Here is a 20,169-nt window from a genome sequence, read left to right on the forward strand (position 1 = left end):
CATGCTGACCCTGCATGCGCCACGGGGAAGCCGCCGGTGAGCCCGCTTTCGGTCCTCTCCGTGGCGTCCGAATGCTGGCCGCTCGTCAAGACGGGCGGGCTGGCGGACGTCGTCGGCGCCTTGCCCGCCGCCGTTGCGCCGCACGACATTGCGATGACGGCGTTCATCCCCGGCTATCCCGCCGTGCTGCGGGCGCTGGAGCGCAAGCGCACCGTCCATCGCTATGCCTCGCTGCTTGGCGCGCCGGCGCGCATCCTGGCCTGCAGGCATGAGGACCGCCCGCTTCTGGTGCTCGACGCCCCGGCCTATTTCGATCGGGATGGCGGGCCCTATTCCGATGCGATGGGGCGCGACTGGCTCGACAATGGCCTGCGCTTCGCGGCGCTGGCCAAGGCAGCGGCCGACATTGCATCAGGACAGGCGGGCGTGAAGCCCTTCGACGTCCTGCATGCGCATGACTGGCAGGCGGGTCTCGCGCCGGCCTATCTCGTCTACACGCAGGATCCATCCACCCGGCCGGCCAGCGTCATGACGATCCACAATATGGCGTTCCAGGGCTATTTCGGCGCGGACTTCTTCCACCGGCTCGAACTGCCGCCCACGGCCTGGTCGATCGACGGCGTCGAATATCATGGCGGCGTGGGCATGCTGAAGGCGGGGCTCATGCTGGCCGATGCCATCACCACGGTCAGCCCGGGCTATGCCGAGGAAATCCGCAAGCCCGAGTTCGGCATGGGGCTGGAGGGGCTCATCAACGGCCGGCAGGATCGTCTCTCCGGCATCGTGAACGGCATCGACACCCGGGAGTGGAATGCGCGGACCGATCCTGCCCTTCCGGCCCATTATTCGGCCGAGACGCTGGAGGATCGCGCGGCCAACAAGCGCGCGGTGGAAGCGGCCTTCGGTCTCGAGCCGGGTAACGGGCCGCTGTTCACCGTCATCAGTCGCCTGACCTGGCAGAAGGGCATGGATGTCCTGCTCGAAGTGCTGGATCATCTGGTGGGGCTCGGGGGCCGGCTGGCTCTGCTCGGCACGGGCGATTCCGCGATCGAGGCGGGCCTGCACGCCGCCGCCGCACGGCATCCCGGTCGGATCGGCATCCGTATCGGCTATGACGAGCCGCTTGCCCATCTCATGCAGGGCGGCTGCGATGCCATTCTCATCCCTTCGCGCTTCGAGCCGTGCGGCCTCACGCAGCTTTATGGGCTTGCTTATGGCTGCGTGCCGGTTGTGGCGCGTACCGGCGGACTGGGCGACACGGTGGTCGATGCCAATGTCGCTGCGCTCGCCGCCGGCGCGGCGACCGGCATCCAGTTTTCACCCGTGAGCTATGAGGGCTTGTCCGACGCCATCACCCGCACCGTGCGGCTCTTTGCCGACCGGGAAACCTGGGCGCAGATCCAGCGGAGCGGGATGCTGACCGATTTTTCCTGGGCCAAGAGCGGCCGGGCCTATGCCGCCCTGTATCGGCGACTGAAGGAGCATGCATGACCATCCGGACCGTTGAGACGACGCCTTTCGAGGGGCAGAAGCCCGGGACTTCCGGCCTGCGCAAGAAAGTGAAGATCTTCCAGCAGCCCAATTATTCCGAGAACTTCATCCAGTCGGTGTTCGACGTGGTGGAGGGCAAGGAAGGCGTGCTGCTCGTCATCGGCGGCGACGGGCGGTACCACAACCGCACTGTCATCCAGCAGGCGATCCGCATGGCGGCGGCCAATGGATTCGGCAAGGTCATGGTGGGGCAGGGCGGCATTCTCTCCACGCCCGCGGCCAGCCATCTCATCCGCAAATATGGCGCGCTTGGCGGACTGGTCCTCTCGGCCAGCCATAATCCCGGCGGGCCGGACGAGGATTTCGGTATCAAGTATAATGTCGCCAATGGCGGCCCGGCGCCTGAGAAAGTTACGGACGCCATCTTCGCGCAGACGCAGGTCATCGATCGTTGGCTCGCCGTCGACGCGCCGGATATCGACCTCGACGCGCCGGGCACGGTGATGGTCGGCGGGATGTCCGTCGAAGTGGTCGATCCCGTGACCGACTATGCCGCGCTCATGGAGGCGCTGTTCGATTTCGAGGCCATTCGCGCGATGGTGGCGGGCGGCTTCACGATGGCCTTCGACGCAATGAGCGCTGTCACCGGCCCTTATGCGACGGAGATCCTCGAGCGGCGGCTCGGCTTCGCGCCCGGCACCGTGCGCAATGGCGTGCCGCTGGAGGATTTCGGCCATCATCACCCGGATCCCAATCTCGTCCATGCCCGCGCGCTCTATGATCTGATGATGAGCGATGCCGCACCGGACTTCGGCGCCGCGTCGGATGGAGACGGGGACCGCAATCTCATCATCGGGCGTGGCCGCTTCATCACGCCATCGGACTCGCTCGCGATGCTGGCCGCCAATGCGCATCTGGCGAAAGGCTATGCCGGCGGGCTCAAGGGGATTGCCCGCTCGATGCCGACCAGCGCGGCGGCGGACCGGGTGGCGGATGCGCTGGGCATTCCCTGCCATGAGACGCCGACCGGCTGGAAATTCTTCGGCAATCTGCTCGATGCCGGCATGGCGACCATCTGCGGCGAGGAAAGCGCGGGCACCGGCAGCGACCATGTCCGCGAGAAGGATGGCCTGTGGGCCGTGCTGCTCTGGCTCAACATCCTGGCTGTGCGCAAAATCCCGGTGGATGCGCTGGCGCACGACCACTGGGCCCGCTTCGGCCGGAACTATTATGCGCGACACGATTATGAGGCGATCGAGACGGACAGGGCCGACGCGCTGATGGCAGCGCTCACCACGGCTCTTCCGGCGCTCCCGGGTGCGCGGTTCGGCGCGCTGACCGTCGCGGCGGCGGACAGCTTCTCCTATGTTGATCCGGTCGATGGCTCAGTCAGTGCCAACCAGGGCCTGCGGGTCATGTTCGAAGGCGGCTCGCGCGTGGTGTTCCGTCTGTCGGGCACGGGCACGCAGGGCGCCACGCTGCGCGTCTATCTGGAGCGCTATGAGCCCGCCGATGGTGCGCTGGACGAGGAGACGCCGGATATGCTCGCGGACCTCATCTCCGCCGCCGATGTCATTGCCGGTATCGAGCGCCATACCGGCCGGACCGCGCCTGATGTCGTGACATGAGTGACGAGCGGGGCGCCCGGCTCACGCGGGACGGGGCGCAGTTCGCCGTCTGGGCGCCCGACGCGACCGGCCTGACCCTGTGCCTGTTCGATGCGCAGGGCGAGGAGCGGCAATATCCCATGGCCCGGGAAGGCGATGTCTGGAGCGCGGCGGTGCGGGGCGTCGGGGCCGGGCAGCGATACGGCTTTCGCGCGGAGGGGCCGTGGAATCCCGCGCAAGGCTTCTGCTTCGACCCGTCCAAGCTGCTTGTCGATCCCTGGGCGCGTGCCATCGACCGCCCCTTCGTCCATGATCCGCGCCTTGGCGAGCGCGGCGTCGACACGGCCGCTTTGGTCCCGAAGGCGGTCGTCGAAAAGCCCTTGCCGGACGTGCGCAAGGCGCCGGTGCGTTTTCGTCCGAGCGGCCTCATCTATGAACTGAATGTGCGCGGCTTCACCATGCTGCATCCCGAGGTGCCGGAGGCGCAGCGCGGCACCGTGGCGGCGTTGGCGCATCCGGCGGTCATCGCTCATCTGCGCAAGCTGCATGTGTCCGCGATCGAACTGATGCCCATCGTCGCGTGGATCGACGAGCGGCATCTTCCCTCGCTCGGGCTCCGCAACGCCTGGGGCTATAATCCGGTGGTGCCGATGCCGCTCGATCCCCGGCTGTGCCCGGGCGGCATGGCCGAGCTGCGCGCCACCGTGGCGCGGCTTCACCGCGCGGGCATAGGCGTGATCCTCGACCTCGTGTTCAATCACAGCGGCGAGAGCGACCGGCAGGGGGCGACGCTCTCGATGCGCGGGCTTGGCGAGCGCTGCTATTATGCGCTGGCGCCGGATGGGAGCCTCATCAACGATGCTGGCACCGGTAATGTGCTCAACGCCGCCGCGCCGGACGTGCGCGCGCTCAAGCTCGCAAGCCTGCGCCATTTCGTGCGGCAGGCCGGCGTGGACGGCTTCCGCTTCGATCTCGCGACGGTGCTGGCGCGCGAGCCCGGCTTCAACCCGCAGGCGCCGATCTTCGGCGAGATCGCCGCCGATCCCTGGCTTGGCGACCGGCTGATGATCGCGGAACCCTGGGACGTGGGGCCGGGCGGCTATCAACTCGGCAATTTTCCCGACGGCTGGCTGGAATGGAATGATCGCTATCGCGACGATGTCCGCCGCTTCTGGCGCGGGGACGGATCGATCGGCACGCTGGCGACCCGCATGGCCGGCTCATCGGACATATTCGGCAAGCCCAGCCGCAGCGTGAATTTCCTCGCCGCCCATGATGGCTTCACGCTCGCCGACACAGTGGCTTATGCGGCGAAGCACAACGAGGCCAATGGCGAGGGAAATCGCGATGGCCATGATGAGAATCTCAGCTGGAACAACGGCGTCGAGGGCCCGACCGATGATCCGGTGGTGAATGCGCGCCGGCAGGCGGACCTGCGCGCGCTGCTCGCCACGTTGTTTGCGTCCACCGGCGCGGTGATGCTCACGGCAGGCGACGAGTTCGGCCGCACGCAGCACGGCAACAACAATGCTTACGCGCAGGACAACGCGCTGAGCTGGGTGGATTGGACCGGGCGGGATCGTGCGCTGGAGGACTTCACAGCCGCGCTGTCCTCCGCCCGCGCCGCCGATCCGGAGGTTTTTGCGCTGTTCCCCGAGCCCGGCCGATGGTTGCGGCCCGATGGAGCGGAGATGACGGCGTCCGACTGGGAAGCGCCCGAGGCGGACGGTTTCGTCTATGAAGCGCCGCTCCCCGATGGCCGTCTGTTCCGGCTCTCGGTCGATCGCGCGGGGCGTCGGGTCTTTGTTGACATTGTCCGGAAATGAGTGGAAACCCGCTTCAAGCAGATGGCGCGGGCATCGTTGCCGGCGCCCGTCATGGGATCGCCCATGACAGGCCGGTCAACCGGTTGGTTGGCGCGTCATCGGCCGTAGAAATCAGGAGAGGGTCGGAATGAAGGATTTCCAGGATCAGGTCGCGTTCATCACGGGCGGCGCGTCGGGCGCCGGCTTCGGCCAGGCGAAAGTGTTCGGTCAGGCAGGCGCGAAGATCGTGGTGGCGGACGTGCGGGCCGAAGCGGTCGAGAAGGCCGTCGCCGAGCTGGAAGGGCTCGGGATCACCGCGCATGGCATCGTGCTCGATATCATGGACCGCGAGGCCTATGCCCGGGCGGCGGACGAAGTGGAGGCCGTGTTCGGCCAGGCGCCGACGCTTCTCTCCAACACCGCTGGCGTGAACAGCTTCGGGCCGATCGAGAAGACCACTTATGATGATTTCGACTGGATCATCGGCGTCAATCTGAACGGCGTCATCAACGGCATGGTGACCTTCGTGCCGCGCATGATCGCGAGCGGGCGGCCGGGGCACATCGTCACCGTCTCGTCGCTCGGCGGCTTCATGGGGAGCGCGCTCGCCGGGCCCTATTCGGCGGCCAAGGCGGCCAGCATCAATCTGATGGAAGGCTATCGGCAGGGGCTAGAGAAATACGGCATCGGCGTCTCCGTCTGCACGCCGGCCAACATCAAGTCGAACATCGCGGAAGCCTCGCGCCTGCGTCCCGCGAAATACGGCACCAGCGGCTATGTGGAGAACGAGGAATCGATTGCCTCGCTGCACTCCATTCACCAGCACGGGCTCGAGCCGGAGAAGCTGGCGGAAGCGATCAAGAAGGGTGTCGAGGACAATGCTCTCTACATCATTCCCTATCCCGAAGTGCGCGAAGGACTGGAGAAGCATTTTCAGGCCATCATCGATTCGGTCGCGCCGATGGAGAGCGATCCGGAAGGCGCCCGCCAGCGGGTCGAGGCACTGATGGCCTGGGGACGGGACCGCACGCGGGTCTTCGCCGAGGGCGACAAGAAAGGCGCCTGACGAAATGCACGGGCGTGGCGGCTTAACCGCCGCGCCCTTTTCGCTCATGACGAGATGACAAGAGATCTGGGAGACAGGAATGACGTTGAAACTCTACAGCTTCGGTCCCGGGGCGAACTCGCTCAAGCCGCTCGCGACGCTCTACGAGAAGGGCCTCGAATTCGAGCAGGTCTTCGTCGATCCGAGCAAGTTCGAGCAGCATTCGGACTGGTTCAAGAAGATCAATCCGCGCGGTCAGGTGCCGGCGCTCTGGCATGACGGCAAGGTCGTCACCGAATCGACGGTGATCTGCGAATATCTGGAGGACGTGTTCCCCGAGTCCGGCAATTCGCTGCGCCCGGCCGACCCCTTCAAGCGCGCCGAAATGCGGGTGTGGACCAAGTGGGTCGATGAATATTTCTGCTGGTGCGTCTCCACCATCGGCTGGGCCTTCGGCATCAAGGCGATCGCGCAGAAGATGAGCGACGAGGAATTCGAGGAGCACATCAACAAGAATGTGCCGATCCCCGAGCAGCAGCTCAAATGGCGCCGCGCGCGCAACGGATTCCCGCAGGAGATGCTGGACGAGGAATTCCGCAAGGTCGGCGTCTCGGTGGCGCGGCTGGAAGAGACGCTCTCGAAGCAGGACTATCTGGTCGACACGGGTTACAGCCTCGCGGACATCTGCAATTTCGCCATCGCCAATGGCCTGCAGCGCCCCGGCGGCTTCTTCGGCGACTATGTGAACCAGGAAAAGACGCCCGGCCTGTGCGCCTGGCTCGACCGGATCAATGCGCGTCCGGCGATCAAGGAAATGTTCGAGAAATCGAAGCGCGAGGACCTGCTCAAGCGGCAGAACGAGAAAGTCGCCTGAACAGGAAAGCGCGTCCCGGCGCCCGCCGGACAAGGCCAGCCGGTTGACGTTCGCCTTGTCCGGCAGCGCCGTTCGCGCGGCCCGGGCGCGCCGCTGCGTTGAATGATGGAGAGGATTGCCGATGGCCAGGAACAACACCATCACTCTGTATGACCTGCAGCTGGAGTCCGGCTGCACGATCAGCCCCTATGTCTGGCGCACCAAATATGCGCTCAAGCACAAGGGCTTCGACATCGACATCGTGCCCGGCGGCTTCACCGGCATTCTTGAGCGGACCGGCGGCCGGTCCGAGCGCGTGCCGGTCATCGTGGACGATGGCGAGTGGGTGCTCGACAGCTGGGTGATCGCGGAATATCTCGACGAGAAATATCCCGATCGCCCCATGCTGTTCGAGGGGCCGACCCAGAAGAACCTCATGAAGTTCCTGGACAACTGGCTGTGGTCCACGGCGGTGGGCCCGTGGTTCCGCTGCTATATCCTCGATTATCATGATCTCTCGCTGCCGCAGGACCGCGATTATGTGCGCTGGAGCCGCGAGCAGTGGTTCCTGGGCGGGCAGCGCCTGGAAGACGTGCAGGCCGGCCGCGAGGATCGGCTGCCGCTCGTGCCGCCGACGCTCGAGCCCTTCCGCCGCATTCTCGCGGAAACCAAGTGGCTTGGCGGCGACCAGCCGAACTTCGCGGACTATTCCGCGCTGGCGGTGTTTCTCTGGACCGCGTCCGTCGCCCGCACGCCGCCGCTGACCGAGGATGATCCGCTGCGGGACTGGCTGGACCGTGGCTTCGACCTGTTTGATGGGCTGGGGCGGCATCCCGGCATGAACCCGCTGTTCGGGCTCAAGCTGCGGGAAGGCGACCCCGAGCCTTTCGTCCGGCAGACCGGCCCCGCGGGCGCTGGCGGGCAGGCGCTCAACAAGGGGCCGCAGACCACGAAGATGCCGCCGCGCGTCGCCGAGAAAGCGGACTGACGGAAGGGGAGGCGGGTGCGCCGCCTCTCGCTTTCGGGAAGGCTGAAGACCGCGGACACGAGGACACAGGAGCAAGCATGGCCGAGCCACAGGAACTGACGATCTATCACATTCCCGGCTGCCCCTTCTCCGAGCGTGTGGAAATCATGCTCGAGCTCAAGGGCCTGCGCATGAAGGATGTCGAGATCGACATTTCCAAGCCGCGCCCGGACTGGCTGCTTGCCAAGACGGGCGGCACGACCGCGCTTCCGCTTCTCGACGTCGAGAATGGCGAGAGCCTCAAGGAAAGCATGGTCATCCTGCGCTATCTGGAGCAGCGCTACCCCGAGCCGGCGGTGGCGCATCCCGATCCCTTCTGTCACGCGGTGGAAGGCATGCTGGCCGAGCTGGCCGGGCCTTTTTCCGGCGCGGGCTACCGGATGATCCTCAACCGGGAGATCGGCAAGCGCGAGGAGATGCGTGCCGCTGTCGATGCCGAGTTCGGCAAGGTGGACGCGTTCCTCAAGCGTTATGCGACCGGCAGCGACTTCCTGTTCGACGATCGCTTCGGCTGGGCGGAAGTGGCTTTCACGCCGATGTTCAAGCGCCTGTGGTTCCTGGACTATTATGAAGATTATGAAGTGCCGGCCAATTTCGACCGGGTGCTGCGCTGGCGCGCGGCGTGCACGGCGCATCCGGCCGCGCAATATCGCTCGAAGGAAGAGTTGCTGAAGCTCTATTATGACTACACGCAGGGCGGCGGCAATGGCCGCATTCCCGAGGGGCGCAGCATTTCCAGCTTCTCGCCGGATGTCGACTGGCGTACGCGCCCGATGCCGCCCCGCGACAAATGGGGACATGCGGCGACCGACGCGGAACTGGGCCTCACCCGCTGACGCCGCGCGGGGCGCCTCGCGTCGTGACGCAGCCCTCCCGGAGCTTGGGCGTAACGCTGGCCGGCCTTGTGGGTCGATCTGCAGCCCAGCCACGTCCCGTTAAGGGAGTTCATGGCATGGAAGCGGCTTCGGGGCTATCGCAGCCTAGCGAGGGCTAGGTAAAGCAGCTACATAGCCCACCATCCGGCGCTGGCGGGGCAACAGGCTGTTTCCCAGGCGCCATCCTTTCCTCAACCGGGAGATGACCAGTTGATGTCGATGAGTTTGTTGCTGGCTGCCGCGGCTGCCGCCGGATCGGCCAATTACATCCCGTCCTCACCGGACCTGGGGATTGAAGAAGGACGCTGCCGCCCGAACGAGAGCGGTCCCTCCTTCCTCATCACCCTGGCAGGCCTCAAGGATCGCAAGGGCCGCGTGAAGGTCGAGCTTTATCCCAATAATGACGATGATTTTCTGCAGGACGACAATATCCTCGTGATGGCAGGCAAGGCCTTCCGCAGGGTCGAGATGCCTGTGCCGCAAACCGGCCCGGTCGTGCTCTGCATCCGCGCGCCTGCAGCGGGAAATTACACGCTCAGCCTGCTTCACGATCGCGATGCCAATCGCAAGTTCGGCCTGTCGGTCGATGGCATCGGCTTTCCTGGCGATCCCAAGCTCGGCTGGTCCAAGCCCAAGGCCCGCAGCGCGGCGGCGGCGGTCGGCAATGGCCCGACGCGCATCACGGTGACGATGCAGTATCGCAAGGGCCTGTTCAGCTTCGGCCCGCTCAACAAGTAGCAGCGGGTCGCTTGCCTCAGTCGCGATGCCGGCCTTCCGCCTTCGTCGCGCGCTCAGCCGACGGGCGGGCGGGAGCGGTCCACCACCGGATTGGCGACCAGCTTTTCGTAATAGGCGAAGAGGTCGGCGAAATGCTCGTCGATCGTCCGCACATTGCGGGCATGCTCCAGCGCGCGGGCGCGCACAGCCTCGCGCGGGGCGGCGATGAAGTCCAGAATGACCTTTGCGGCTGATCGCGGATCGGCCGACGCGTAGAGCCAGCCGTCCGCCAGACGGGCATGGTCCGCCGCGCCGCCCCGGTCGGGCATGATGAGTGGCAGGCCGGCCGCGCGCGCTTCGCCGCCGACCGTGCAGAAGACTTCCGCCTCGCAGCCGTGGATCAGCGCGTCGCAGCTCGCAAAGAGCCGCGCGACTTCGTGCCGGTCCGAGATCGGCGAGATGAGATGCACATGCGGGTTCTCCGCGGCGGCGGCGACCACACGGGCCTGATCGCGCCCGTCGCCGGCGATGATGAGGCCCACCGGCGCGTGGACGCCGGCGGCCGTGACGGCTTCGATCACCATCGGCCAGCGCTTTTCCGGCCCGTGACGCCCCGCGCCGAGCAGCAGAGTCGCGGACGGGTCGAGCGCGCATCGGGCGAGCAGGCGGGCGCGCAAACCCTCGTCGCGATAGGCGGGGGAGAAGATGCCCGGCTGGACGCCCATGGGATTGGTGATGACCCGGGTCATGCCGCCCGCGAGCAGCCGGTTCGTCTGGTCCTCGCCGGTGGTGATGGCGCCGTCGAAGAGCTGGTCCATGCGCTGGAGATGCCGCCAGAACATGCCGAAGGCGCGATCGATGACCGGGCGGGAAGCGATGGGGTCGAACCAGCGATAGGCATAAGCGGACATGGGGTCCGCGTGCATGATGAGCGCGCGGGGCGCCTTGCCGGGCCATTCGCCCACGAAGCGCGCACTGCGCCAGGGCGAGGATGCTTCCACGATGTCCGGCGCGAGCTGGTCCAGCGTGGCGTGGAGCGTCTCCACATCCCGGAAATAATGATAGCGCCGGTCGAGCGGAAACTGCGGGTCCTTCAGATAGACGATCCGCGCGCCTGGCCCCCGGTCCTCGACACGATAGCCAGGCCCCGGCGCAATGACGATGATCTCGTGCCCGGCCGCGGGGCCGGCGAGCAGCTTTCGCTCGATATAGGTTTTTACGCCACCGCCAAAGGGCGTGTAGAAGGCTGCGACATCGACAATCCGCATAGCGTCAGTGGGGCAGGCCGGTGCCGGCGGCGCCTGTGGACGGGAGCGCGCGCATCAGGCCGCCTTGCCGCGCTTGGGCGGCAGCGTGACGAGATCGCCGATCGCAAGGGCTGCGCCGACCAGAAGATGCGTGAGCAGCATGAGCGTCGCCATCAACGCCATGAGGATCTGGATCTCCTTGTCGTTGCCGACCACGAGCACCGCGAAGGCGGCGAAGATCACATCCTTGTTGCTGATGAGCGGCAGGCGGCCAAGCAGCATCTTGGCGGTGGCCAGCACCAGCCACCAGCCGAGCGCCACCTGTGGCAGTGCGATGCTCCAGAGCACCGCCATGAGCACGTTGGAGACAATGAGCCGCACCGCATGAAGGGCGGAAATGCCCCACAGCTGTCCCTTGGACAGGCTGAAGATATGCTTGCTGAACAGAGCAACGATCAGGGAGATAAGCGTGATGACGCCGACCGAAGCGGCAAGCGCGGTGCTGGTCAGCCCCAGATTGAACGTCCGGGCGAAGGGATAGACCATCGCCATCATCACCAGCGTCACGATGTTGGAGACGAAGGCCGAGAGAATGGCCACGTCCTTCACCGCGCCGAAGGGGGAAGTGGTCATCTTCACCTTCTTGCGTGCCCAGCTGTAGAAATAGGCCTCGCCCAGATAGTCGACGAGAAGCTGGTTGCTCACATTCTTGCGGGCCAGCGCGACCATGCCCTCGAGGGGTATGCCCCACAGCCAGCGGAAGATGATGAAATCGAAGACGATGCCCGTCATGTAGTATATGACGAACACGCTCCAGAAGAGGGGGCTCTTGGGCACCACCGCGATCAGTTGCTGGAAATCGAAGGTCCGGAAATGCCAGGCCACGATCGCCAATATGGCGATGGAAAGCGCAGGCGTGATCCAAACCCACCAGGAATGCTGGCGCACCGGCAACGGTAGTGGGTCATTGGGAGCGGCGCTGTCGAGAGTCGCCGAAATCTGCCTCGTCAAGATCGGTACTCAGACATGGCCTTTATACATGGCGGGCCGATAGCAATAATATTCGGCGCCTCAAAGGACTATTTCCGCGCCACCTTGCGGAACAGCCCGATCCACTGATCGATCGTCGCTTCCAGGGTGAAGCGCGCGGCGCGCGCGCGCATGGCCGGGACATCGACCGGATCGTCCCCGATGGCGTCCATCGCGGCCGCCAATGCCGTAGCGTCACGGACCGGCACCAGCCGCCCCGCGCCCTCGATCATCGAAGGGATGGTCACTGCGCAATCGGTGGCGACGATCGGCAGGCCAGCCGCAAGCGCTTCCACCAGCACGGCCGGAAGGCCCTCGAAATCGGACGAAAGGATGAAGGCATCGGCACGGGCGAACCATGGGTCGACGGGGTGGCAATGCCCCGGCAGCTCCAGTTGCCCGGCAATGCCGAGATCCTGCGCCTGCCGCGTCAGGGCCTCGCGCAGCGGTCCCTCGCCCACGATGGTCAGCCGGTCGTCGGGCCGGGCGATCCGGGCGAAAGCCTCCAGCAGCAGCGCGAAGTTCTTCTGGGGGGAAAGGCGACCGACCGCGAGGAAGTGCCGGCCGGCATGGTCGCGGGGCGTGGCATCGCGCAAGGTGGCAAGCCGCTCTGCCGTGTCACGAGCGAGCGCGCCATTGTTGATGACCGTCACGGCCTGCGGCGAGACGCCCATCTCCTCGATGATCTCGTCCCGCAGCGGCGGCGCCATTGCCACGATGGCAGCGTAGATGCGGCCATGCAGACGCAGCAGCGCACGGTGGAGCCGGTGATGCAGCGCGCTCCAGTGCGGCGGGCGCAGGCTGTTGCTGGTGCGCAGAACGATGGGTGGGCAGTCCCGGCCGAGACGCAGCTTCGTCACGGCGGCGACGGCCATCAATCCGTTGCTGGCGAAGAACAGCACGTCCGGCCGCTCCTGCCGGACGATGGCGGGCAGGCGCAGCATCATCCACAGGCTCTCGGTCTCGATCCGCGCCAGCCGGCCCTTCTTCGGGATGATGTAGGGAACGTCCGGCGCTTCTTCCTCCAGCCGGCCCTCGCGGCGACCGAGCGCGATGCGCGCGTCGACTCCCGCGTCCCGCCAGCCTTTGGTGAAGCGCAGCACGTCTCGCTCCACGCCGCCCGGTTCCAGACTGTGCAGCGCGCTCAGCACGCGCAGCGGCCGGGATTGCGTCATCCGCCGTGCAGATCCGCGTAGCGTGACGGCCGGTGGGTGCGCACGAACTTGCCGTAAGTGGCATCGATGCTGTCGAGCAGCGCCGGAACGGTCGTGTCCGGCGGATGGACCGCGATGCGCGCGTTCTGCAAGGCCCAGGGCGCCGCGCGTGCCGCCGCGGCCACCATCAGCGAACTGGCGATGCGGCCCTGGGTGCGGCTGGCCCATGTGATCACCGGCCCCTTCGCGACCACGCGTCCCGTCGTGGGCTCCCACACCTTGAGATGATCCTCGGCGAGCGGAAAGCCGCCGTCGCGCAGCGCGTCCAGGCTGCCGGGCGAATAGAGCCATGCCGGCGCCACGAAGCCGGTGACCGGCCGCCCCAGCGCATCCTCGACCACCGCTCGGCCGCGCTCCAGCCGGCGCAGGGCCTCCGAGCGGGAAAGCTGGGCGAATTCGCCCGCGCCGGCGGTCATGTGCTTCTGCATGAAGCCCTTCACGCGCGCATCGTCGCGATGGCACCAGCCGTGCAGGAACATCTCGACCCCGGCGTCCGCCCATGCGCGCAGCTTGCCGGCGAAAGCGGCATTGCCCGCGAGGGGAGCCTTGTCCTCGAAATCCGGCACCACCAGCATGGCGAGGCGAGGGCCGCCCAGCAGCCCGCTCAGCCGATCGAACAGCGCATCGACCTCGCTTTCGAAATGCGGTGTCACATCATGGATGGAAGCGAAAAGGCGCGGCGACATGCGCGCGCCGTTACACGCTTTCCAGCGCCGCGTCACGCCCCGCTCTGCGAAGGGAGCGCTGGCGGCCGTCCACGCAGCGCGGCCGCCAGCGCCGCGTCACGCCCCGCTCTGCGAAGGGAGCGCTGGCGGCCGTCCACGCAGCGCGGCCGCTTGACTCGGGCTGGCGGCAGGCGCAAGGGCGATTCCATGATCGTTCGTGCTGTCCCGTCCAGCTTTTATTGGCTTCGTCACACATAGACGCGGCCCGTTCGATCATGTGAGTGAAACTGGTGCCGCCGCTGGAGCGGCATCGCAGCACAAGAACCAGTGGCGGACCTTGCGAGGAGGCTACTGTGTTGCAATCCGACGATATACGAGAAGGGCGGGGCCGCGTGCGGCCCATGGACCGGCATGACCTGGCCGTGGTGGCGGACATGATCGTCCGGCTGGCACGCCATCATGGCGATGATCCGGCGATCGACGCGGCCCGGCTGGAGGTCGATCTGTTCGGCGAAACCCGCTGGCTGCACGGTCTCGTCGTCGAGCGTTTCGGCTATGTCGTCGGCTATGCGCTGCTGGTGCCGCGCTATCGCGCGCAGCTCACCTTGCGCGGGCTCGATCTTCACCATCTCTTCGTGCTGGAGGGATCGCGCGGCCTTGGTCTGGGGCGGTTGCTGGTGGCTGGTGCGCAGGCCGCGGCGCGGGAGGCCGGCTGCGCATTCCTCACCGTGGGTGCGCGTGCGGAGAATGGCCGGGCACAGGATTTCTATCGCTCGCTCGGTTTCCAGCCCCATCAGGCGGCCGGTCAGGGCTTCGCGATGACCCTGTGAGGGCGCTCTTTTGGGCGGGGGGATTGCCTCCCCGGCCCTCAGAAGGCGCGCGTAATGCCGAGGTCGATGGTGGTGCGGCGATAGTCGTAGATGCCGACGGTCGAGATGTTGCGCTCGTAGGCGAGTCGCACCACCGGCGAGAAGCCCGCCACCTCAATCTGGCGGAACGTCGCGCCGGCCGCGCCGCGCAGGAACCATTCCTTGCGCCGTTCCGTGAAGGGGAAGAGCCGCGCATCGGATTCGAGGCGCCGGGCCGTGACATGGCCAAAGACCGTCATTCGGCCCATGTCGCGCCAGCCGAGCAGCGTCACGCCGCCCGCCGCGGTCGAGAAGCCGGGGTCGCGGGCCGTCTGGCGGGTGCCGCTCAGCGTCACGCCGATTCCGGTGCGGGGAGAGAGCGCGCGCTCGATCCCCGCGCTCAGGTTGAACAGGTCACCATCCTGCATCTCGTTGAACAGATAATGCGTCCGGCCATAGGAGAAGCCGACTTCGCTCTGCGCGCGGCGGCCGACGCGCTGTGTCAGGCGCAGATCCGCCGTGGCGGTGCGCGCATAGGCCCTGCCACCATAAGTGCGCCACGTGGCGCCGAAGGAGGGCATGAGGCGCGTGCCGCCCGCTTGCCATTCGAAGCCGAGCAGGGCGCTGCCGGAAAGATCATTGAACTGGCTCTTGCCATAGAAGGTCCCATCGCCGGAGAGGCGCGGCACCAGCGTCAGGCGTGGTGTCAGGCCGAGGCGCGCGAAGACCTGGCCGGTCAGGTGCAGGCCTATGCCGGACTGCTGGCGCGCATCGTCGGAGAGGTTGAGCGGCGCGATGACGGTGTCCAGCTCCCGCGCGTCGGTGGCCCGGTTGACGTTGCTGTCCGGCGCCATGGCCAGCTCGAAATTGCCGCCAAAGCGCCGGTTCGAGCGCAGGGCTGTCGCGAAGCGGTCCACCACTTGCGCCACGTCCGGCGGAAGGCCGCTGGCTTGCGCCTGGCGAAGCTGCTGGCGCGCCCGACCTTCCTCGCCCATCGCGGCAAGCACGCGGGCAAGCTCCAGCCGGACACGGGCGGCCTTGGGGCGCTCGTCCAGCAAGGCGCGGAATGTGAGGGCTGCGTCGGCGTTGCGGCCCTGGTCGGCCTGCATCATGCCGAGCCGGAAGCGCGCCTCAGCCCGCACTTCGCCATCCGGGTCTCGCGCAAGCGCGGCATAGATGGCTTCGGCATCGGCAAGGCGTCCGGCAACGCGCGCCTGATCGGCAATGTCGAAAAGCTGCGCCGCGCTCAGTCCGCTGAGTGCCGCGCCGTCCTGCGTGACGCGCGGTGTCGGCGCAGGCGTGCTGGCCTCGGGGCGATCCGGGGCAGCTTCGCTCTCCGCCTGAGCGTGGGCGGGGCCGGCGGCGCTGGCGAGCGCAATGACGGCACTCATCATGCCCAGCCCCGCAGCGACGCGGCGCCTCATGATCGCTGCCCCCGAATCCCGATCCCGGTCAATTCCCCGTCCGCGTGCCGACGATCACGCCGCTGAGATAAGCGGCGCTGGAGCTGCCCGCTCCGCCACTGTCGGTATTTTCCGTCTGCATGCCGAAGCTGCCAGCCACCTCGGTCGCACGGGGGCCGTAAAGCGCACCTTCGAAGAAGCCGAGATAGGCGTTGTTGTTATTCACGATGTCCGCGGTGAGCCCCGCGTCGAGGTCGATCGCGCCGCGGGCGAAAGCGAAGGTGCCGAAATCGCGGGTCGCGCCGTCGCTGAGGCTCGTGCCGATCGGGTTGAGCGAGCCGGTGAAGGTGCCGCCGGCAAAGTCCATGCTGAAATTGCTCGTGCCGCTCAGCGCATAGACCGGGCCGCCCCGGAAACGCGCGGCCGTGCCCTGGATGATGCCGGCGAATTCGCCTGTCCCGCTCGGGATCTGGAAGCCGTTGGTGCGGATGCCCCAGGTGAACCAGCGGTCGATCCGGTCGCTTGCCGATGCCTGCGCGCGCTCCCACCGGCCGAAGCTGGCATAGCTGAGCTGGATGGCGGGATTGCCGGCACCCGGCTGGTTGAGCGTCAGGCGGTAGGTCAGCCCGTCGCTGCCGGTGAAGCTGTAGACCGCGAGCCGGGCATCCGTCTCGGCAGCGACAAGCTGCGCCGGGCTGAAATCCATGTCGATCCCGCGTGCCGTGTCGAGATAGCGATAGGTGGCCGTATCGGCGTCATAGCCCAGATAAGCGTCGGAGCGCAGAAGTTCGGCATTGTCGGCGCTACGGCCCCCGCCGAGATCGGTGAAGCTGAGCTCGCTGAAGCGGTGCGCAAAGCCCTGGTCGAAGACGAGCGGCGTCAGCGTCCAGTTGACTGGTTCGATCGTGCCGTCCTGGCGCCCCAGCATATAGCCGGCAGCGACTTGTCCATCGGCGCTGGTGAGATGCCAGGCCGCGCCGACTTCCTCCGCGCCGGGGCCATAGAAACGTCCGGCCCATCCGCCCGTGAAACGGGTGCCGTCGTCCATGAAGAAATCGCCGGAGAAATTGTTGGCCGTGCTGGAGACGCTGGCCTCGCCGAAATAGACGCCGATCCCCTTTATCAGCCCGGTGCCGACATCGATGCTGGTCAGCACGCCGCTGCTGGCCAGCGATCCGCTCAGGAAGTCGACCTGCAGCGTGCCGCTGCCCGCCATGGCATAAGGCGCTTCCATGGCGCGGGCCCCGACGAGGCTGACGGCATAGACGCCCGTGCCGGTCCGGGCGAGCGACGTGTCGGGCGTCTCGATGCCGTATGTGAAGGGATCGTAGGAGAAGTCCAGCTGATCGCCGGAGACAGTCGCGCGTTCCCAGGCACCGCCGCCGACATAGCGATAGGTCAGCGCGCCGGAGGTCCCGGGCCGCGTCAATGTCAGCGCTTCGCTCGTGGTGCCGAGCTTTTCGAAGCTGATGAAGTCGGGCGAGCCGGATTCGACTAGGTCGGCTGGCGCGAAGGTTGCGCTCCGGCCGGCCGTGCTGATCGTGTAGCTCCGGCTCCCGGCATCATAGGCAATGGTGAGCGCGCCGGAAGCGGCCTGGCCATTCTCCACCGGCCGTCCATCCCCGAAGAACCGCGCCGAGGCATTGGCCCCGTCGTTCGTGAAGGATTCGCTTTGCAGCGGCCCGATCAGGTCATGGTTGACCCCGGGTGTGGGCGGGGGCGTGGGTGTGGGCGTCGGGGTTGGTGAGGGAGTCGGGGTAGGTGTCGGTGTTGGGGTCGGCGTTGGCGTCGGCGTCGGTGTTGGAGACGGCGTGGGGCTCGGCGTCGGAGACGGCGTCGGCGTCGGGGACGGCGTTGGGCTGGGCGTCGGAGACGGCGTCGGGCTCGGCGACGGAGTCGGGCTGGGCGTCGGCGTGGGCGTCGGCGGGGGCGCGGGCGTCGAGCTGACGCCACCGCCTCCACCACCACCGCACGAAGCCAGCAACGAAACAAGCAATGGCAGGGCCCATTTTGCTTGGCGGGACATGGTTAAGATCTCCGGACAGCCTTGCGTGTCTTTCAACGCAGAAGTAGCCAGGACGTTGCTCACAACATAGTTAACGAAAAGTAACCATTGAGCGATTGGGCGCCTTGATACGACCCTTTTTGCGGTGAGCGGTTGGCGCGCGAGCTGGGCATCTCGGGTGCATATGCGCGGGGCGTTCTGACCCTTCCGTTTCCCCCTCCGCCTCGCTTTTCCCCTGTCCTACACACCCTGCGCTATGGCAGCCCTGCCGGACCCCTCCTTCTGGAAGCGGGGGGCGGGCGAGGCATGGCTCTTTCTCATCCTCGGCATTGCATCATCCGGTCGGGCCGCACAGGCTTGCCGGGACAGGCTCTGATGTCCGCCGCACGCAAAGGTCACGGAAGCGGAAGATGACCCAGACGTGTCGTCATCTTTGTAAACTTCCAGCGCGCAGTGGCGTGTTGGAACGACATGGGCGGGCCCCTCGTGGAGCCGGCGCGTCGTCCGGGGGACCTCCCGCCTTCAGGGCAACGGTCCTGCCACGGCTCGGCGAGTCGGTCTGTCCAGTGCCGACGCCCGTTTCGGATCACGCGCCCGAACATGTCCCATAACAGCGCGTTCGCCCGTTAACCATCTTTGGCTCTTCCTCGGCTGTTAACCTTTTGGTAACCCTTTTTCTTATGAAACGGCCTCTCGTCCTGACCCATGAGCAAGCGCGGCATCCCTTCCGGCAGTCGCTGCCGCGGCATGTCTTCGCGCCGCGCGTGGAAACGGCGCAGCCGGCGCCGACGGCCCGGTCCGATGATGAGGATTGGAAGCTCTTCGTGCTGAGCTTCGCGGCGTTCTTCACGGTGGCTTACACGTTCATCGCCTGACCGCTGCGCATTCGCCGACGGGCCCAAGCCAGCCGGGGCCGCCGTCGCGCGCCTTCAGCCGGCGCGCCCGCCGCGCGCGGGGAGGCTGCCGGCCTCGCGATCACAGGCCCGCTGGAGGCGCATGGCCATGAGGGCGGAGACGAAGCACATGCCGCAGACGATCAGCAACGCATGGCGGCTGGAGAGGCCGGCGCCCGTCGCGCCCATGATGACCAGTGCGCCGAACACCATCGCCCCGGAATTGACGACATTGTTGGCCGCCACCGTGCGCGCGGTCTGATCCCGGCTCACCGTCGTCGTCAGGAAGGCGTAGAGCGGGACGACGAACATGCCGCCGAACACCGCGATGCCGAACAGGGCGAGGAGGATGCGCCAGCTGTGCGGTGCGGCCAGAAAGTCCGGCACGGAGTAGAGAGCACCGTCCGGCGCCGGCGCCCAGCCGGCCGAGGCGAACTGGAAGAACCAGACGAACGCGGCCATGATCACCACCGATATGGGCGCATAGCGGGCCGAGACGTGGCCCTGCAGCAGCCGGTTGATGGCGACCGATCCCACCGCGACGCCGATGGAGAAGATCGCGAGGAACATGCTCGCCACTTCCTTGGTGGCGGTGAAATCATTCTTCACCATCGGCGGGAAGATGATGATGAGCACCGTCGCGATCATCCAGAAGAAGCTGATCGACATGATGGCGAGGAACAGCCGCCGGATGTGCATCGTGGCGGAGATGAGGCGCCAGGAGGCGCGGAAGGGATTGAAGTCCAGCACGACCGGCGGGCCGAGCCTTGGCGCGGGCGGCACCATGCGCCCGGAAAGATAGCCGATGATCGCGACGCCGATCACCACGCCCGCCGCCGCCACCGGGCTGATCCATCCGGCGACGATGGTGCCCGCGAGGATCGCGACATAGGTGCCGGCCTCCACCAGCCCGGTGCCCCCCAGCACATGCTCCTGCTCCAGATGCTGGGGCAGCACGGCATATTTGATCGGGCCGAAGAATGTGGAGTGGATGCCCATGGCGAAGACCGCGCCGAGCATGAGCGCCACGCCGACCATGGGATAGGCGCCCGAGACCAGCAGGCCCGTCGCGCCCACCAGCATGATGAAGATTTCCGCCAGCTTCACCATGCGGATGATGCGGGCCTTGTCCATATTGTCGGCAAGCTGGCCGGAGAGAGCGGAAAGCAGGAAGAAGGGCAGGATGAACAGCCCGGTCGCGAGCGCGTTGAAATTCGATTCCTGCTGCGGGTCGCGGAAGACTTCATAAGTGGCGAAGAGAATCATCGCCGTCTTGAACAGATTGTCGTTGAAGGCCCCGAGAAACTGAGTGACGAAAAGGGGAAGGAATTTCCGGTGGGCGAGCAGCCGCAGGGATGCCTGCATGGGTGCGAAAACTCTTGTGGCCTGGCGGTGTGCGTGCCGTCCCGGGGCTTCTAGCGGCGAAATGGGACAGTGAAAAGACG

The 20,169-nt window shown here is 66.6% G+C and carries 18 protein-coding genes; 10 read left to right on the forward strand and 8 right to left on the reverse strand.

Going from position 1 to position 20,169, the window contains the following annotated elements; all coding sequences use genetic code 11:
* The first annotated feature begins 36 nt into the window (after positions 1-36).
* From glgA to SLG_RS04275, 8 genes are all read left to right on the forward strand, one after another.
* A complete protein-coding gene (gene glgA, locus SLG_RS04240) occupies positions 37-1,491 on the forward strand; it encodes a glycogen synthase GlgA (RefSeq protein WP_014075187.1) in 1,455 nt (484 codons plus the stop codon).
* Positions 1,488-3,119, forward strand: coding sequence for an alpha-D-glucose phosphate-specific phosphoglucomutase (locus SLG_RS04245; RefSeq protein ID WP_014075188.1), 1,632 nt, complete (start codon positions 1,488-1,490; stop codon positions 3,117-3,119). The genes glgA and SLG_RS04245 overlap by 4 nt, the downstream gene beginning before the upstream one ends.
* On the forward strand, positions 3,116-4,924 hold the full coding sequence (gene glgX / locus SLG_RS04250; RefSeq protein WP_014075189.1) for a glycogen debranching protein GlgX: 1,809 nt from the start codon (positions 3,116-3,118) through the stop codon (positions 4,922-4,924). The genes SLG_RS04245 and glgX overlap by 4 nt, the downstream gene beginning before the upstream one ends.
* Before the next feature lie 127 nt (positions 4,925-5,051).
* Positions 5,052-5,969, forward strand: a complete 918-nt coding sequence (locus SLG_RS04255; protein ID WP_014075190.1) for an SDR family NAD(P)-dependent oxidoreductase — start codon at positions 5,052-5,054, stop codon at positions 5,967-5,969.
* A 79-nt stretch (positions 5,970-6,048) separates the two neighbouring features.
* Positions 6,049-6,822 (forward strand): glutathione S-transferase family protein, encoded by a 774-nt coding sequence (locus SLG_RS04260; protein WP_014075191.1) that lies wholly within the window; start codon positions 6,049-6,051, stop codon positions 6,820-6,822.
* A gap of 121 nt (positions 6,823-6,943) precedes the next feature.
* The gene (locus tag SLG_RS04265) at positions 6,944-7,789 is read left to right on the forward strand and encodes a beta-etherase (protein WP_014075192.1); all 846 of its coding nucleotides are present in this window, start codon (positions 6,944-6,946) and stop codon (positions 7,787-7,789) included.
* A gap of 77 nt (positions 7,790-7,866) precedes the next feature.
* Entirely contained in the window at positions 7,867-8,664 is a 798-nt protein-coding gene (locus tag SLG_RS04270) for a glutathione S-transferase family protein (protein WP_014075193.1), read from the forward strand.
* 252 nt (positions 8,665-8,916) lie between these two features.
* Positions 8,917-9,441, forward strand: coding sequence for a DUF2141 domain-containing protein (locus SLG_RS04275; RefSeq protein WP_014075194.1), 525 nt, complete (start codon positions 8,917-8,919; stop codon positions 9,439-9,441).
* Positions 9,442-9,494: 53 nt separating this feature from the next.
* Here SLG_RS04275 and SLG_RS04280 read toward each other — a convergent pair whose 3' ends face one another.
* The 4 genes from SLG_RS04280 to SLG_RS04295 form a co-directional block, all read right to left on the reverse strand.
* Positions 9,495-10,688, reverse strand: a complete 1,194-nt coding sequence (locus SLG_RS04280) for a glycosyltransferase (protein WP_014075195.1) — start codon at positions 10,686-10,688, stop codon at positions 9,495-9,497.
* Positions 10,689-10,742: 54 nt separating this feature from the next.
* On the reverse strand, positions 10,743-11,678 hold the full coding sequence (locus SLG_RS04285) for a hypothetical protein (protein WP_014075196.1): 936 nt from the start codon (positions 11,676-11,678) through the stop codon (positions 10,743-10,745).
* A gap of 68 nt (positions 11,679-11,746) precedes the next feature.
* Positions 11,747-12,871 carry a glycosyltransferase gene (locus SLG_RS04290; protein WP_014075197.1) on the reverse strand — a complete coding sequence of 375 codons (1,125 nt, stop codon included), beginning with the start codon at positions 12,869-12,871 and terminating at the stop codon, positions 11,747-11,749.
* Positions 12,868-13,596 carry a DUF2334 domain-containing protein gene (locus SLG_RS04295; RefSeq protein WP_014075198.1) on the reverse strand — a complete coding sequence of 243 codons (729 nt, stop codon included), beginning with the start codon at positions 13,594-13,596 and terminating at the stop codon, positions 12,868-12,870. Before SLG_RS04295 ends, SLG_RS04290 begins: the two co-directional genes overlap by 4 nt.
* A gap of 332 nt (positions 13,597-13,928) precedes the next feature.
* Between SLG_RS04295 and SLG_RS04300 the strand changes: the two genes are divergently transcribed.
* A complete protein-coding gene (locus SLG_RS04300) occupies positions 13,929-14,405 on the forward strand; it encodes a GNAT family N-acetyltransferase (protein ID WP_231848751.1) in 477 nt (158 codons plus the stop codon).
* Positions 14,406-14,443: 38 nt separating this feature from the next.
* Here SLG_RS04300 and SLG_RS04305 read toward each other — a convergent pair whose 3' ends face one another.
* The 3 genes from SLG_RS04305 to SLG_RS04315 all read right to left on the reverse strand — a co-directional run bounded on the left by SLG_RS04305 (position 14,444) and on the right by SLG_RS04315 (position 17,835).
* Positions 14,444-15,847, reverse strand: coding sequence for a surface lipoprotein assembly modifier (locus SLG_RS04305; protein WP_014075200.1), 1,404 nt, complete (start codon positions 15,845-15,847; stop codon positions 14,444-14,446).
* A 28-nt stretch (positions 15,848-15,875) separates the two neighbouring features.
* Entirely contained in the window at positions 15,876-17,435 is a 1,560-nt protein-coding gene (locus SLG_RS21880) for a hypothetical protein (protein ID WP_014075201.1), read from the reverse strand.
* 82 nt (positions 17,436-17,517) lie between these two features.
* Positions 17,518-17,835, reverse strand: coding sequence for a hypothetical protein (locus SLG_RS04315; RefSeq protein ID WP_014075202.1), 318 nt, complete (start codon positions 17,833-17,835; stop codon positions 17,518-17,520).
* 676 nt (positions 17,836-18,511) lie between these two features.
* Between SLG_RS04315 and SLG_RS04320 the strand changes: the two genes are divergently transcribed.
* On the forward strand, positions 18,512-18,706 hold the full coding sequence (locus SLG_RS04320; protein WP_014075203.1) for a hypothetical protein: 195 nt from the start codon (positions 18,512-18,514) through the stop codon (positions 18,704-18,706).
* A gap of 54 nt (positions 18,707-18,760) precedes the next feature.
* Here the strand turns inward: SLG_RS04320 and SLG_RS04325 are convergent, their stop codons facing one another.
* Positions 18,761-20,089, reverse strand: a complete 1,329-nt coding sequence (locus tag SLG_RS04325; protein WP_014075204.1) for an MFS transporter — start codon at positions 20,087-20,089, stop codon at positions 18,761-18,763.
* Positions 20,090-20,169 lie beyond the last annotated feature (80 nt).

Origin of the sequence: Sphingobium sp. SYK-6, from assembly GCF_000283515.1 — a bacterium.
GTDB lineage: Bacteria > Pseudomonadota > Alphaproteobacteria > Sphingomonadales > Sphingomonadaceae > Sphingobium > Sphingobium lignivorans.

Excerpts from the sequence above, each read along its gene's own strand:
- SLG_RS04260 (WP_014075191.1), top strand. The coding sequence starts at position 6,049 with ATGACGTTGAAACTCTACAGCTTCGGTCCCGGGGCGAACTCGCTCAAG.
- SLG_RS04255 (WP_014075190.1), top strand. The coding sequence starts at position 5,052 with ATGAAGGATTTCCAGGATCAGGTCGCGTTCATCACGGGCGGCGCGTCG.
- glgX (WP_014075189.1), top strand. The coding sequence starts at position 3,116 with ATGAGTGACGAGCGGGGCGCCCGGCTCACGCGGGACGGGGCGCAGTTC.
- SLG_RS04275 (WP_014075194.1), top strand. The coding sequence starts at position 8,917 with ATGTCGATGAGTTTGTTGCTGGCTGCCGCGGCTGCCGCCGGATCGGCC.
- SLG_RS04290 (WP_014075197.1), bottom strand. The coding sequence starts at position 12,871 with ATGACGCAATCCCGGCCGCTGCGCGTGCTGAGCGCGCTGCACAGTCTG.
- SLG_RS04315 (WP_014075202.1), bottom strand. The coding sequence starts at position 17,835 with ATGGGCCCTGCCATTGCTTGTTTCGTTGCTGGCTTCGTGCGGTGGTGG.
- SLG_RS04325 (WP_014075204.1), bottom strand. The coding sequence starts at position 20,089 with ATGCAGGCATCCCTGCGGCTGCTCGCCCACCGGAAATTCCTTCCCCTT.
- SLG_RS04305 (WP_014075200.1), bottom strand. The coding sequence starts at position 15,847 with ATGAGGCGCCGCGTCGCTGCGGGGCTGGGCATGATGAGTGCCGTCATT.
- SLG_RS04320 (WP_014075203.1), top strand. The coding sequence starts at position 18,512 with ATGAAACGGCCTCTCGTCCTGACCCATGAGCAAGCGCGGCATCCCTTC.
- SLG_RS04265 (WP_014075192.1), top strand. The coding sequence starts at position 6,944 with ATGGCCAGGAACAACACCATCACTCTGTATGACCTGCAGCTGGAGTCC.
- SLG_RS04270 (WP_014075193.1), top strand. The coding sequence starts at position 7,867 with ATGGCCGAGCCACAGGAACTGACGATCTATCACATTCCCGGCTGCCCC.
- SLG_RS04295 (WP_014075198.1), bottom strand. The coding sequence starts at position 13,596 with ATGTCGCCGCGCCTTTTCGCTTCCATCCATGATGTGACACCGCATTTC.
- SLG_RS04245 (WP_014075188.1), top strand. The coding sequence starts at position 1,488 with ATGACCATCCGGACCGTTGAGACGACGCCTTTCGAGGGGCAGAAGCCC.
- SLG_RS04280 (WP_014075195.1), bottom strand. The coding sequence starts at position 10,688 with ATGCGGATTGTCGATGTCGCAGCCTTCTACACGCCCTTTGGCGGTGGC.